Here is a 14,195-nt window from a genome sequence, read left to right as displayed (position 1 = left end):
AAATTTTAGTCCTCGTATAATGGGAAGGCATCTGTCAAGACTTTGACTTCGCTTCTTACTTCATCTAAAATAGCTTCATTTTCTGCATTTTTAAGGGCTTTAATGATCAGCTCAGCCACTTTACGACTTTCTTCTTCACCAAAACCACGTGCAGTTGTTGCTGCTGCTCCGATACGAATACCACTTGTCTTAAATGGTGACAAAGTTTCGTAAGGGATTGAGTTTTTATTTAGGGTAATATTGACCTCATCTAGCAAGTTTTGAGCAACTTTTCCGTTTTCTACAACCTTAGTCACGTCAACAAGGAAGAGGTGATTTTCAGTACCGCCAGAGATAATACGGAAATCAGGGTCTTGCAAGAAGACTTCTGCCATAGCCTTGCTGTTCTTAATAACATTTGCTGCATATTCCTTGAAGGCTGGGTCCAATACCTCTTTGAAGGCAACAGCCTTAGCAGCAACAACATGCTCTAAAGGACCACCTTGGATACCCGGGAAAATAGCTGAATTAATTTTCTTAGCCAGCTCTTCGTCGTTAGTCAAAATCAAACCACCACGCGGACCACGAAGGGTTTTGTGGGTCGTTGTTGTAGTGATATGGGCGTATGGTACTGGACTTGGATGAAGACCAGCAGCAACCAAACCAGCAATGTGAGCCATGTCGACCATGAGCTTAGCACCGACAGCATCTGCAATTTCACGGAATTTAGAGAAGTCAATAATGTGAGAATAGGCTGAAGCACCAGCAACAATTAGTTTTGGTTTTACTTCTTGAGCTTGTTTCAAGATGGCATCGAAGTCCAAGAGTTCTGTTTCAGGATCAACGCTGTATGAAACAAAGTTGTAGGTTTGACCTGAGAAGCTAACAGGAGCTCCGTGAGTCAAGTGCCCACCCGCAGCTAAATCCATACCCATAACAGTATCACCTGGTTCGATCAAGGCCATGTATGCTGCACAGTTAGCTTGACTTCCTGAGTGAGGTTGGACATTGGCAAATTTAGCACCAAAGATTTCTTTCGCACGTTCAATAGCAAGAGTTTCGATAACATCTACTACATCTGTACCACCGTAATAACGACGTCCTGGATAACCTTCGGCGTATTTATTAGTCAAGATAGACCCTTGAGCAGCCATAACAGCCTTAGAGACTACGTTCTCTGAAGCGATTAATTCAATATTATTTTGTTGGCGTTCCTCTTCTTTGGCAATGGCATTCCAAAGATCCGCGTCATAGGCTTTAAAATCATCTTTGTCAAAAATCATAGGTCTTCTCCTTTTATTAATTTAATGAACCGTTTCTGCATTTTATCGCAGGTATAACCAAATCTTTCATAAAATGCATGCGCACCTGTACGATGGTCTGCAGAGTTTAAACGTATAAACTTATAGCCACGTTTTTCTGCTTCCTGTTCTAATCCTTCAAGCAACGTTTTACCGATTCCTTTACCTTGTGTTTGAGGTAAAACAGCTAAAGCTAGGATATTAAAACCTGGTTTTGAATAAAGGGATTCATAAACCTCAGCATGCACATAACCAAGTAAGTTATGGCTGATTGAATCCTCAAAACCTAGTAGGAAGTGATGGGAGTCTTGTGACAACTTAGCTAGTTGACTAGCCGTTTCCTCTGGACTAAAAGCATAACCTAGTGCTTCTTTGTTAATGACACAAATTGTTTCGACATCTGTCGCTTTCAAATCACGTAGCATATCATACCTCCTCAAAAGGAATTACTGGTATCTTGGCAAGGATATCTTCTCGAGTAATCGCTCCTTGACGTAGAATTTTCACCTTATCACCAGAAAGGTCTAAAATAGTTGAATCCTGACCTGTTAAAAATGCATCGTCTTCAAGTCCCAGAACCTCTTGTCCGAAGTCTTTTAAAATTTCTTTAAAGCTAACACCACTTGTATGTCCTGAAATATTTGCAGACGGGCCAATTAAGGGACCAAACTCACGAATCAATTCTAGAGTAACAGGATGACTGGGCATGCGAAATCCAACAGTCGTTAAGTCTGAATTGACCCAGCAAGGAACCTTGTCATTAGCTTCTAGGATAATGGTCAATGGACCAGGAAGAAAACTTTCAACAAGTTGTTGTAAACAAGGTGGATGGTTCTTGGAAAAGTTCAAGATATCGTCTAAACTAGCAACATTGAGATTGAGAGCCTTATCTCTAGGGCGACGTTTGAGCTGATAAACATGGTCAACAGCCTTCTCATCCAAAGCTTTCGCAAAAAGGCCATAAACTGTCTCAGTTGGCAAAACTACAGCTCCACCTTTTTCCAACTCTTGCTTAATTTTCTCCATCATCAATGACAACCATCCTATCTTGGCCAAATTGGTCTTTCAGAGTACGAACTCGTTTCTCAGGAAGATTTTCCATAAAGAGAGCGGGTACACTTTGACCTTGTTTGTAGCCAATTTCAAGATAAATCTTACCACCATCATTTAGATAATCCTTGGAGTCTTCCGCAATTCTACGGTAGATAGCTAGGCCATCCTCATCGGCAAAAAGTGCCAAATGTGGTTCTGAATGCAGAACATTCAAACCAACTTCTACCTCATCTGCTCGAGAAATGTATGGTGGATTGGATACAATTATATCATATTTTGAAGAAATTTCGGAGAAACAGTCAGATTTGATAAAAGAGAGATTTAGATTTAGATTTTGAGCGTTAGCATTCTCTGTTGCAAGTTCTAGGGAATCCTGTGAAATATCCGCAGCTGCGACCGACCAATCTGGTCTATTTTTCGCTAAAGCAAGGGCGATGGCTCCGCTTCCTGTTCCGATATCTAGTACCTTGAGATTTTCCTTAGGATTTTCAGCAAGAACGAGCTCCACCAACTCTTCTGTCTCTGGTCGAGGAATCAAAACTCGCTCATCGACTTTTAACTGCATCCCAAAAAATTCAGCATGACCGATAATGTATTGGGCAGGTATGTGATTTGTCAGTTTTTTGTAAATATCCTCTACAATTTTGTAATCTTCATCAGTGACTTCTTGCTGAAGAGCAAAGACGAAGTCTGTAAAAGATAGATTTTTTAGGCTACGATAGACAAAGGAGAGGCTTTCTGCTTCCTCTCCTTGTACTATCAACTTTTCCTCAAAATCTTTAAAAATTTGAGCTAATTTCATTATTTGTTTAGTTCTTCCAATTTTTGTGTTTGGTCGTAAAGGACCAAGGCATCCACTACTTCGTCTAATTTACCAGCAAGAATTGTATCAAGCTTTTGCAAAGTCAAGCCGATACGATGGTCCGTCACACGGTTTTGTGGGAAGTTGTAAGTACGGATACGCTCTGAACGGTCACCAGTACCGATAGTAGACTTACGCTCTGCGTCTTGTTCGTCTTGAGCAATCTGTGCAAAGTGGTCCGCAACACGCGCACGAATAATCTTCATAGCCTTCTCACGGTTTTTCTGCTGTGTACGTTCTTCCTGCATTTCAACCTTGATGTTGGTCGGTAAGTGGACGATACGAACGGCAGTCGCGACCTTGTTTACGTTCTGTCCACCAGCACCAGAAGCGTGGTAGATATCCACACGAAGGTCTTTAGGATCAATGTCATATTCTACTTCTTCAACCTCAGGCATGACGAGAACTGTTGCTGTAGAGGTATGTACACGACCTTGGCTCTCAGTCACAGGGACACGTTGCACACGGTGGGCACCTGATTCGTACTTGAGTTTAGAGTAAACTGACAGACCTGATACCATAGCAACCACTTCTTTAAAGCCGCCGACACCGTTCATAGATGCTTCCATGACTTCAAAGCGCCAACCTTGGGCTTCAGCATACTTTTGGTACATTGTTAGAAGGTCACCAGCAAAAAGTGCCGCTTCATCACCACCAGCTGCTCCACGAATTTCAAGGATGATATTCTTGTCATCGTTTGGATCTTTTGGAAGAAGCAAGATTTTCAGTTTTTCTTCATACTCTTCTTTTTCAGCCTTAGCATCCTTGAGTTCTTGCTTCGCCATTTCTTCCAAGTCCGCATCTCCGCCTGATTCCTTTATCATCTCTTCGGCATCAATAATGTTTTGAAGGACCTGTTTGTATTCACGGTAAGCTGTTACCGTATCACGAGTAGAAGCTTCCTCTTTTGAAAGCTCCATGAAACGCTTGGTATCAGAGACCACATCTGGGTCACTAAGCAATTCTCCCAACTCTTCATAACGGTCTTCTACAGCTTGTAGTTGATCATAGATATTCATTCTTTCTCCTTATTTCTCAATTGTTAAATCACAGATTGCTACTACTTCGTTCTCAAATATTTCCCCAGTTTCTTTAAATCCATAACTGAGGTAACAAGATCTTGCATGTTCATTTTCTGGTTCATAAGACAACCAAAGTTTATTGCCTAAACCTGCTGGCGCTGTCCGAACATAGTCCAGCACTTTATCCATAATTGGTTTAAAATATCCTTGATTTTGAAAATTCTTATCAATCATAAAACGAAATAGTAAATAATTTCCACTACTAATTCCGATCTTTTTATCATAAGCTATCATCACAAAACCTATAATTGCATCATTATCATAAATTGCCAATGGAGCTACAAAATCTCCATTTTTAGTATAGACATATGCTTCAGCTAAACTAATTGCGTTGGTTGCAATGAATTGTTTTTGATATTCCTTGACATCCAAATTCAAAACATCAAAATAATTTCCCATTGTAACATCTCTTAGTTCAATTGTCATAGTTTTGCTCCTTATTAGATGATATCATTGGAGCAAAATAATGCTTACGGCAAACTGAGATATAGGTTTCATTTCCACCAATCTGGATTTGTTCACCATCATAGACTGGCAGTCCGTCCTGCGTACGCAAGACCATAGTCGCTTTTTTCTTACAATACTGACAGATGGTCTTGATTTCATCAATCTTATCTGCTAAGAGCAAGAGGTGTTTAGAACCTTCAAACAGCTCATTGCGAAAGTCATTTTTTAAACCAAATGCCATAACAGGGATGTCTAGCTCATCGACAACACGGGCCAAGTCGTAAACATGGTGACGTTTTAAAAACTGGGCTTCATCGACAAGTACACAGTAAGGTTTTTCAGGTAAATCTCGGATAAATCCAAAGATATCTGTTGTTTCGTCAATAGCAATTGCTGGTCTTTTCATTCCAATGCGACTTGAAACATAGCCAACACCGTCACGTGTATCCAGAGCTGAAGTCATAATCACAACTCCTTTTCCTTGCTCCTCATAGTTATAGGCTACCTTGAGAATCTCGATGGTTTTTCCAGAGTTCATGGTCCCATAACGATAATACAACTGTGCCATGCTTCTATTTCACGTCCATTTCTAAATTTTTGCTACATTCTAGTATACCATAATTTCTCAAAGCTTTAAATGGCAAAATGTGGTAAAATAGAAGAAATCAAATAACTAGTGGAGGACGCAATTATGCCATTTGTACGCATTGATTTATTTGAAGGACGCACGCTAGAGCAAAAGAAAGCCCTAGCTAAGGAAGTTACAGAAGCTGTTGTTCGTAACACAGGAGCACCTCAGTCAGCTGTTCACGTTATTATTAACGATATGCCTGAAGGAACTTATTTCCCACAAGGTGAAATGCGCACTAAATAAAGCTTAAGCAATCTGCTTAGGCTTTTCTTTATAAGTGGCATTCGTTGAATAAATAGCTAGATTTTGTTACAATTTTAAGTGATATTTGTATATAAATTGTAAAAAGGAAATGAAATGATTACACGTGAATTTGATACCATCGCAGCAATCTCGACACCGCTTGGTGAAGGGGCTATTGGGATTGTTCGTTTAAGCGGTACGGATAGTTTTACTATCGCCCAGAAAATCTTTAAAGGTAAGGACTTGACTAAGGTTGCAAGCCATACGCTAAACTACGGCCACATCGTTGACCCACAGACAGGCAAGATTATGGATGAGGTTATGGTTGGAGCTATGAAGTCTCCAAAGACCTTTACTCGTGAGGATATTATCGAGATTAACACTCACGGTGGAATTGCAGTAACTAATGAAATCCTGCAACTTGCTATCCGTGAAGGTGCTCGGTTGGCAGAGCCAGGTGAGTTTACTAAACGTGCTTTCCTCAACGGTCGTGTCGACTTGACTCAGGCTGAAGCTGTCATGGATATTATTCGCGCCAAGACAGACAAAGCCATGAATATTGCGGTCAAGCAACTAGACGGATCCTTGTCTGATCTTATTAACAATACTCGCCAGGAAATTCTTAATACACTGGCACAAGTAGAGGTTAATATCGACTATCCTGAGTACGACGATGTTGAAGAAGCCACTACTGCTGTTGTCCGTGAAAAGACCTTGGAGTTTGAGCAATTACTAACCAATCTCCTTAGAACAGCTCGTCGCGGTAAAATCCTACGTGAAGGGATTTCAACAGCTATCATTGGTCGTCCCAACGTTGGGAAATCCAGCCTACTCAACAACCTCTTGCGTGAGGACAAGGCTATCGTTACAGATATTGCAGGGACTACCCGAGATGTCATCGAAGAATACGTCAACATTAATGGTGTTCCACTCAAATTGATTGATACTGCAGGTATTCGTGAGACGGATGATATCGTCGAGCAGATCGGGGTTGAGCGCTCCAAAAAAGCCCTCAAGGAAGCTGACTTGGTACTACTTGTCTTAAACGCCAGCGAACCTCTAACTGCCCAAGACCGACAACTTCTTGAAATCAGCCAAGATACCAACCGTATCATCCTACTTAACAAAACTGACCTACCTGAGGCTATTGAAACTACCGAACTTCCTGAAGATGTCATCCGTATTTCGGTCCTCAAAAATCAAAACATTGATAAGATTGAAGAACGGATTAACAATCTCTTCTTTGAAAACGCAGGCTTGGTCGAACAAGATGCTACTTACTTGTCCAATGCTCGCCATATTTCATTAATTGAAAAGGCGGTTGAAAGCCTACAAGCTGTTAACGAAGGCCTCGAACTAGGAATGCCTGTTGATTTGCTTCAAGTTGATTTAACCCGCACTTGGGAAATTCTTGGAGAAATCACTGGGGATGCTGCTCCAGATGAACTCATTACACAGTTGTTCAGCCAATTTTGTTTGGGTAAATAAGAAAAAACTAGGTCAAAAAATGCTAGTCACCTAAAAAGAGGTTGGGACAAAAAGATCCCGACCTCACTTTTTATTATCAATCATAATTTGACGCGGTAGCTGATTGAACTTTTTGTTCGTCTTTTAGACTCCAAAAAGCTCCTAATCATCCTCGCGGGGCTGGGACTACGAAATCAAGACTTTGTCTATCGATTTCTGTCCCACCGCCTTTTCTTTCACCTCTAAGTTATATCCTGCCAAGCAAATACTTGAAACAAATCTTACCAGTTCTTTTCTATTTTCACTTAGTCTTTGGGTAATTTACCTGCTTTTTCAAGCATTTTTTTGATTAAATAAGGCATCTTGACATTTTCACGACCTTTTTTCTCAATTAATTTTTTTACAAATTCTGGCATTTGTAAGTCTTGTGATTCATCTAAAATATTCTTAGTTTCATCCGAAGGGACTAATTCATCAAAGGTCTCTTCTTCTGGGAGGAATTCTCTAAATTCTTTATGTTCGTTAGCTCGGATAATATTGACCAAGGCATCAATCAAACGAGAATCTGTATTTGGCATTGGTGGACGATGGTAGTTCACCTCCAATTCCTGACACAAGTCATGACATTCCACATCGTTGTCAAACAAAACTTCAATGTGCTCACTAATAAAACTAATAGGCACAAAAATATAATGGCTTGGATGTTCTTCCTGTTCTCTAAGATATTCCAGGACATCTGGCTTAATCCAAGGAATACCAATATCACTTTCGCTCTGCCAAGTGTTGGTATATTGCTCTGGTTTCAAGCCTAATTTCTCAGCAATTAACTTGCTATTTTCGAAAATCTGGTCGATATAGGGATCACCAAAATCCAAGGCAAAAATGGGCACACTGTGGGCAGAAAAGATGACTTTAAAGCTATCCTGTTTCACCTTTTCTTTTAAAATCTTAGCAATTTCATCTGTCCAATAGTTTAAGAGGGCTTCTTCCTGATACCAGTCCTTAATAACTAATAACTGAATTTGTTTACTTTCCAGAAACTTTTCGTACCCCATGACAGAGTAAAAGGAATAGTGTGGCTCCAAAATCAAGCAAATACACTTTTCAATTCCATCTGCTTCCATTTGCCGAATTATATCTGGAATAAAAGGGGTTGAAAATTTATTGGCAAAATAGACACTATATTCATTTCCCAATCTAGCTTCTACTAAGGCAACTTCTTCACGGGTAATTTTTTGTAGTGGAGTTCCTCCAATTCGAACATAATTATCATAAAGTGTTTGAATCTCGTGATCTTGAGGTCGAACTCCACGACGAATGTTGGTAAAAAAGTCGGCTACTCCTTCAAAGGTAATCTCTTCTGGGGAACCAAATGTCATCATTAAAATCGCTTTTTTCATCTCTGCATCCTTGTGATATTTTTATCTTTTTTATTGTATCACTAAAACAGCCATAAGTAAACGCTAACATAAGAATGTTACCTCCCTTCTGACTTTTGTTTTTCTCTTCTTTCTATGATACAATGGTTTTAAAAGAAGGAAAAAAGGAGTTACGATGAAATATCCAACATTGTTGGAGCGTTTTTTGACTTATGTCAAAGTCAATACTCGTTCTGACGAACATTCAACCACTACACCAAGTACCCAAAGTCAAGTAGACTTCGCAACCAATGTCCTCATCCCTGAGATGAAACGTGTTGGTTTACAAAATGTTTACTACCTACCAAACGGTTTTGCGATTGGTACTCTACCAGCCAACGACCCAAGTTTAACTCGTAAGATCGGCTTTATCTCCCACATGGATACAGCTGATTTTAATGCTGAAGGTGTTAACCCGCAAGTTATTGAAAATTATGATGGTGGCGTTATCGAGCTTGGGAACTCTGGTTTCAAACTAGATCCAGCGGATTTCAAGAGCTTAGAGAAATATCCTGGCCAAACCTTGATCACTACTGATGGAACTACTTTGCTCGGTGCTGACGACAAATCAGGTATCGCGGAAATCATGACAGCTATCGAATACTTGACTGCTCATCCTGAGATTAAACACTGTGAAATCCGTGTTGGCTTCGGACCTGATGAAGAAATCGGTGTTGGTGCCAATAAATTTGATGCAGAGGATTTCAATGTTGACTTCGCTTATACAGTTGACGGCGGACCTCTTGGTGAACTTCAATACGAAACCTTCTCCGCTGCAGGTGCAGAACTTCACTTCCAAGGTCGTAATGTTCACCCAGGAACTGCTAAAGGGCAAATGGTCAATGCTCTTCAGATGGCAATCGACTTCCACAACCAACTCCCAGCTGGTGACCGCCCAGAATTAACAGATGGTTACCAAGGTTTCTACCATCTCATGGATGTAACAGGAACTGTTGAGGAAGCGCGTGCCAGCTACATCATTCGTGACTTCGAAAAAGAAAACTTCGAAGCGCGTAAAGATGCCATGCAAGCTATTGCTGATAAGATGAACCAAGAACTTGGTAGTGATCGTGTAACCTTGACTTTGACAGACCAGTACTACAACATGAAGGAAGTCATCGAAAAAGATATGACTCCAATCACCATCGCTAAAGCAGTAATGGAAAGTCTTGATATTGCACCAATTATCGAGCCTATCCGTGGAGGAACAGACGGTTCTAAAATTTCCTTTATGGGAATTCCTACACCAAATATCTTCGCTGGTGGAGAAAATATGCACGGACGTTTTGAATACGTTAGTCTACAAACAATGGAACGTGCTGTTGATACAATCATCGGAATTGTAGCTTATAAAGACTAAAGAGATCGGGAAAAAATTCCCGACCTCTTTTTTTATCAGTAGCCTACTTTATCCTACTTTTGACACGGTAGCTGACTGAACATTTTGTTATTCTGCTACTTTTTCTCTTGTTTCTGGAGATGTAGTTGCAGGAGTTAAGGTTGACTCAGCTTGTTTATCATTTGTTTCTTTATTGGCTGTTTCAGTGCTAGCTTCAGCTGGCTTCACTTTGGATTGAAATTCTTGGTTTAAGGAGACAATTTCTTGAGCAAGAGCTAGAAGAGCTTGCTTGTCTTTGCTTGCAGCTGATAATTTATCAAACAAGGCATCTACTTTTTCAAAGTCCGCATCAGAACCATTATTCATTTCTAAATAAGTATGAAGGGCAATGACACCATTATAAAGTTTTTGATAAAGAACTAAAACTTCTGGGTCTTGGTTGGCATTCTCACGTTCATTCTGAATGGTTTGTGAAATACGCTTCAGAAGGTCTTGGACTTGCGTGTTTAATTCATCAAGGTCTGCGTCCTCTTTATCTAGAGCAGCTTTTAGATTTTTCACTTCATCAGCAAGTGAAGCTTTAACTCCCTCTTCTTTAACTTGAGCCACTAACTCTTCAGCTTTTGTTAAGAATTCTTCTACTTGACCTTTTCGAACATGATTGCTTTGTTCCTCAGGCTTAATATCATCATACAAACCTTTCAAAAATTCATAGACTGCCGTTTTAGCACTGTGACCATCCACTTTTTCAGTATCTAGGATCGTTTCAGAAGGTTTATGAGCAACTGATTCATTCTTCACTGCTTCTTCTACCTCTAATTTTGTTTGATAGATTTCAGGGAAGAGTTTGTTTAAGTCAGTCGCTTTAAGGAAGGATTGTGACTGATAAAGGGTCCAAGTTAAGTTGGCAACCTTATTTCTAAGAGTATCATTCAAACGACCATCTGACAGATGTTGATAGAAATACTTAATGTATTCGACTGTCGTAACACCAGTACGATCATTAAAATCCTGAAGAGCTTCTAGTTTAGCTTCAACTGCATCTAAACCAGCCTCATCTTGAGCCAATTTATTTTCTTGGAGTTGAGCCAAGAGATCCTTTTTAGGAAGTCCATAAGCATCCGTATCCAAGGTATTAATCTTATCTACTAAAGCTTGATATTTCTTGTCTAAAGGACTGATTTCTGTTGGTTTTACACTAGAGTCAACGTGGATATACTGCTTGTCAAAGAGATCTAAAGCAGCCAGATAACCAGCTGTTGAGTTGGTTGAGAGCTTCTTCATATTTTCAGAGAATTGTCCCAAGGCAAGCTCAATTTGTCTTTGTGAAATTGGTTTATCCTTGTAAACTTCGCGACTTTCTGCTAGAAGTTGATCAACCTTATTTTGAACAGTAGCTTCATCAAAGGCTCCTGGTTGGTAGTTAGATTGCAAGGCAGGTATTTTGTTTTTCAAAGCAACTTCATAACCTTTAGTTTGAACCTTGATGTAATGGTTGTGGTCTCCATGAGGGATAACAAAGCTACCATTTTCAACCTGTAAGCTATAAGGAGAAACACCATCACGTAAAGCAGTTGTATAGAGTTCGTTTAGGAAATCAAGTTCTGCATCGCCTGTTTGAAGCGGAATACGAACGTGCTCTTTTCGAACTGCATAAGGGTGAATGTGAGTTGGGTCGTAAGCCTGGTCTGGATTTCCAAATACAAAGAATCCATTTGAAATTCGGATAGCTTCAAGCGGAACACCATAGGTTTTAGAGATATAAGCCATCTTTTCTTCATCACTGGCATCTCGAGAGAAACTTTCTACAGTCTTGGCAAGAGGTTTAACAGGTTCTGCCTGATGGTGACCATGCAAATGCGCTTGCGCTGCCTTTATCTGCTCTGCTGATAAATCTTTCTTAAAGAAATAGTGGGCATGGTCTCCATGTGAAACCACAAAACCTTGCTCATCTCCTAATCACCGCTCAGGCAAACCATGATCATGTTCATCCTCATGATGCTCGTGTTTCGCTTCATTCTCTTTAGAGTGTTAGATTATCTGGAACTTCTGTTCGGCCATGACCATGCAAATGCTCTTGCGCTGCCTTAATCTGTCTGCTGACAAATCTTTTTTAAGAAATAGTGGGCATGGTCCCCATGTGAAACTACAAAACCTTGCTCATCTTCTCTAATCACACGCTCAGCTGCAAAGCCATGATCATGTTCATCCTCATGATGGTTCTTATGAGTTACATTTTCATGGTCACGCTGAACTGTTGGTTTATTTTGATTTTCTAACGGCTTTGTTAGTGTTAGGGCACCTCCAAGTGGTATCAAACGAGCAATTTTTTGCTCCAAAGCAGACATACTACTATAAGGAATGAAATGGTAGTGATTGCCGTGTGGAATCGCAACTCCTGATGGTGTTCGACTGGTAATTTTAGCTGGGTCAAATACCAAACCATCAGATTCTTGATAGCGTTGACTAACTGGTAAAGCATATAACTGAGCAAGAAGACTTTGGAGGCTATCCTCTTGATCTACTGGGATGCTTGTTGCTGGGCTATCGGCTTGAGAACTTGGTGTAACACTTGGATTTGGTTTATAATCCGTTAGGCTTGGTTGACTTCCTCTTCCAGCTAGATAGGCTTGAGCTGCTGCTAATTCACTTGAAGATAGGGCACTCTTTGGAACGTAGTGATAATGCCCACCGTGAGGAACGATATAAGCATCCCCTGTATCTTCAATAATATCTGCAGCATTAAAGACATAACCATCATCCGTTGTATATCGACCTTGTGCTCTGGCAGCAAGAACTTCCTCACTTGCACTACCACTATCTGATGTGTGTTCTTGTTTTTGCTGCTCGATTTGTTCTTTGGTACGGACATTATCAGCATGGCTAGCATCCTTTAGATAGACATAGTATTTGCCGTCCACTTTGATGATATAGCCACCTTTAATCTCATTGACAATATCTTGATCACGCAACTGATAGTTCGGATCTTTCATGACCAGTTCTTCGCTAAAGATAGCATCATAAGGCACCTTACCATTATAGTAATGGAAATGGTCGCCGTGGGACGTCACATAACCTTGATCAGTGATCTTGGTAACAATCTGTTCAGCTTCTATTCCTTCCTTCTTGCTAACTTGGTCTGGTGTCAGAGATTCATTCTTCTTAGCTTCAGATCCTTTACCGTCAACATAGGAAACACGATTGTCATCTTTTTTCTCAGGTGCTTGATGTTGATTTAAAGCATAAACGCAGACACTTAAAGCAAGGACCACTGCAGATCCTGCTAAATATTTTTTATTAATCTTCATAATCTCCTCGTTTCAATTCTTCAGCTAAGATAGCCATATTTTCTTCTAGGTTTTCTAAGTAGGACTTGTCATTTTGTGGGTCTGCCTCTAAAGGATTGAGGGTTTTCAGACTCACACCTGTTGATTTGACAAGTGTATCAGCTACCTTTGATGAAGCGTTACTCTCTGTAAAGATGGTTTTGACCTTATAAGTCTTTACAAATTCCTGGATTTCAGTCAATTGTCTTGGGCTTGGTTCTTGATCAGGAGATATTCCTGCAATCCCAAGCTGATTGAGTCCAAATCGTTTTGCCAAATATGAAAAGGCTGTGTGTTGAGTCACAAATGTCTTTTGATTAGCTTTTTCAAAGATGGGTTGGTATTTCTTAGTTAAGTCATGAGCCTTGGCACTAAGGTTCTGTGCATTTTTCTGATAGGTATCCTTGTTGACACTGTCTAATTCAGATAACTTATCAGCAATTATCTGTGCTTCTTCTGCAACCTTTTCAGGATCTAACCACGTGTGAGGATCGTACAAGGTCTTCTCATCAATGCCATCTCCAGCCTGCATATCTTCTAACCCAGGCACGCGCTCCAAGGTCATACCTTCTGATGCTTCCAACACCTTTACCTTGGACTTTTGTAGGCTCGGATCCAAACTTCCCGCCCATGACTCTAATGTATGAGAATGATAAACAAAAACATCGGCATCATAGATGGCTGCAATATCATTTGCAGAAGGTTCAAAGGAATGGATACCAGAACTAGACTGAATCATCCGAACATCATTTAGATTACCTGAAACTTCTTTGACCATAGCATAGACAGGATAAAAGCTAGTCACAATCTTCATTCCCTTAGCTTCACTGCTATTATCTTGACTAGATTTTTGTCCACAAGCTCCTAAAACGAGAGCAAAGAAGGCCAGCATGAGCCATAGGATAGTTCTTTTTTTCATAACAACTCCTTAACTAGTATTTAACCATTTAATTAACTAGTAAACATTTTACTCCTAAAAATTTAAAATGTCAATATTTTTTATAGATTTTCATGAAAAAAGTGAGAACTAGATTTCATTATCAGTTC

At 40.1% G+C, this 14,195-nt stretch carries 12 protein-coding genes and 1 pseudogene; 3 read left to right on the top strand and 10 right to left on the bottom strand.

From position 1 onward, the window contains the following. Positions 1 to 5: 5 nt before the first annotated feature. Genes glyA through HMPREF1116_RS05980 form a run of 7 tightly spaced genes read right to left on the bottom strand, consistent with a single transcriptional unit; the run spans position 6 to position 5,292 of the window. Positions 6 to 1,262, bottom strand: a complete 1,257-nt coding sequence (gene glyA / locus HMPREF1116_RS06010; RefSeq protein WP_000575478.1) for a serine hydroxymethyltransferase — start codon at positions 1,260 to 1,262, stop codon at positions 6 to 8. Further along, positions 1,259 to 1,705, bottom strand: coding sequence for a GNAT family N-acetyltransferase (locus HMPREF1116_RS06005; protein WP_000942925.1), 447 nt, complete (start codon positions 1,703 to 1,705; stop codon positions 1,259 to 1,261). Before HMPREF1116_RS06005 ends, glyA begins: the two co-directional genes overlap by 4 nt. A gap of 1 nt (position 1,706) precedes the next feature. Continuing rightward, on the bottom strand, positions 1,707 to 2,309 hold the full coding sequence (locus HMPREF1116_RS06000; RefSeq protein ID WP_000970241.1) for an L-threonylcarbamoyladenylate synthase: 603 nt from the start codon (positions 2,307 to 2,309) through the stop codon (positions 1,707 to 1,709). After that, positions 2,293 to 3,135: a peptide chain release factor N(5)-glutamine methyltransferase gene (gene prmC, locus HMPREF1116_RS05995; protein ID WP_000761853.1), complete on the bottom strand. Its 843-nt coding sequence runs from the start codon at positions 3,133 to 3,135 to the stop codon at positions 2,293 to 2,295. Before prmC ends, HMPREF1116_RS06000 begins: the two co-directional genes overlap by 17 nt. Beyond that, positions 3,135 to 4,214, bottom strand: coding sequence for a peptide chain release factor 1 (gene prfA, locus HMPREF1116_RS05990; RefSeq protein WP_001028809.1), 1,080 nt, complete (start codon positions 4,212 to 4,214; stop codon positions 3,135 to 3,137). Before prfA ends, prmC begins: the two co-directional genes overlap by 1 nt. Before the next feature lie 9 nt (positions 4,215 to 4,223). After that, positions 4,224 to 4,703, bottom strand: coding sequence for a GNAT family N-acetyltransferase (locus HMPREF1116_RS05985; RefSeq protein ID WP_000151344.1), 480 nt, complete (start codon positions 4,701 to 4,703; stop codon positions 4,224 to 4,226). Further along, positions 4,693 to 5,292, bottom strand: a complete 600-nt coding sequence (locus HMPREF1116_RS05980) for a thymidine kinase (RefSeq protein WP_000068114.1) — start codon at positions 5,290 to 5,292, stop codon at positions 4,693 to 4,695. Before HMPREF1116_RS05980 ends, HMPREF1116_RS05985 begins: the two co-directional genes overlap by 11 nt. A gap of 123 nt (positions 5,293 to 5,415) precedes the next feature. On the opposite strand from HMPREF1116_RS05980, the gene HMPREF1116_RS05975 reads away from it, so the two are divergent. Then, entirely contained in the window at positions 5,416 to 5,598 is a 183-nt protein-coding gene (locus HMPREF1116_RS05975) for a 4-oxalocrotonate tautomerase (RefSeq protein WP_001117401.1), read from the top strand. Positions 5,599 to 5,712: 114 nt separating this feature from the next. Beyond that, positions 5,713 to 7,086 carry a tRNA uridine-5-carboxymethylaminomethyl(34) synthesis GTPase MnmE gene (gene mnmE / locus HMPREF1116_RS05970; protein ID WP_000632761.1) on the top strand — a complete coding sequence of 458 codons (1,374 nt, stop codon included), beginning with the start codon at positions 5,713 to 5,715 and terminating at the stop codon, positions 7,084 to 7,086. Between the two features lie 284 nt (positions 7,087 to 7,370). Here the strand turns inward: mnmE and hemH are convergent, their stop codons facing one another. After that, positions 7,371 to 8,465: a ferrochelatase gene (gene hemH, locus HMPREF1116_RS05965; protein ID WP_000709241.1), complete on the bottom strand. Its 1,095-nt coding sequence runs from the start codon at positions 8,463 to 8,465 to the stop codon at positions 7,371 to 7,373. A 154-nt stretch (positions 8,466 to 8,619) separates the two neighbouring features. Between hemH and pepT the strand changes: the two genes are divergently transcribed. Next, positions 8,620 to 9,843, top strand: coding sequence for a peptidase T (gene pepT / locus HMPREF1116_RS05960; protein WP_000877020.1), 1,224 nt, complete (start codon positions 8,620 to 8,622; stop codon positions 9,841 to 9,843). 87 nt (positions 9,844 to 9,930) lie between these two features. Here pepT and HMPREF1116_RS12435 read toward each other — a convergent pair. Continuing rightward, a pseudogene (locus HMPREF1116_RS12435) lies at positions 9,931 to 13,130 on the bottom strand (pneumococcal-type histidine triad protein). Next, positions 13,120 to 14,067 (bottom strand): metal ABC transporter solute-binding protein, Zn/Mn family, encoded by a 948-nt coding sequence (locus HMPREF1116_RS05945; protein WP_000747442.1) that lies wholly within the window; start codon positions 14,065 to 14,067, stop codon positions 13,120 to 13,122. The pseudogene HMPREF1116_RS12435 and the gene HMPREF1116_RS05945 overlap by 11 nt, the downstream one beginning before the upstream one ends. Positions 14,068 to 14,195: the final 128 nt, after the last annotated feature.

The organism is Streptococcus sp. SK140, from assembly GCF_000259525.1.
Classification (GTDB): Bacteria; Bacillota; Bacilli; order Lactobacillales; family Streptococcaceae; genus Streptococcus.
This window is presented reverse-complemented; position numbering and strand designations above follow the sequence as displayed.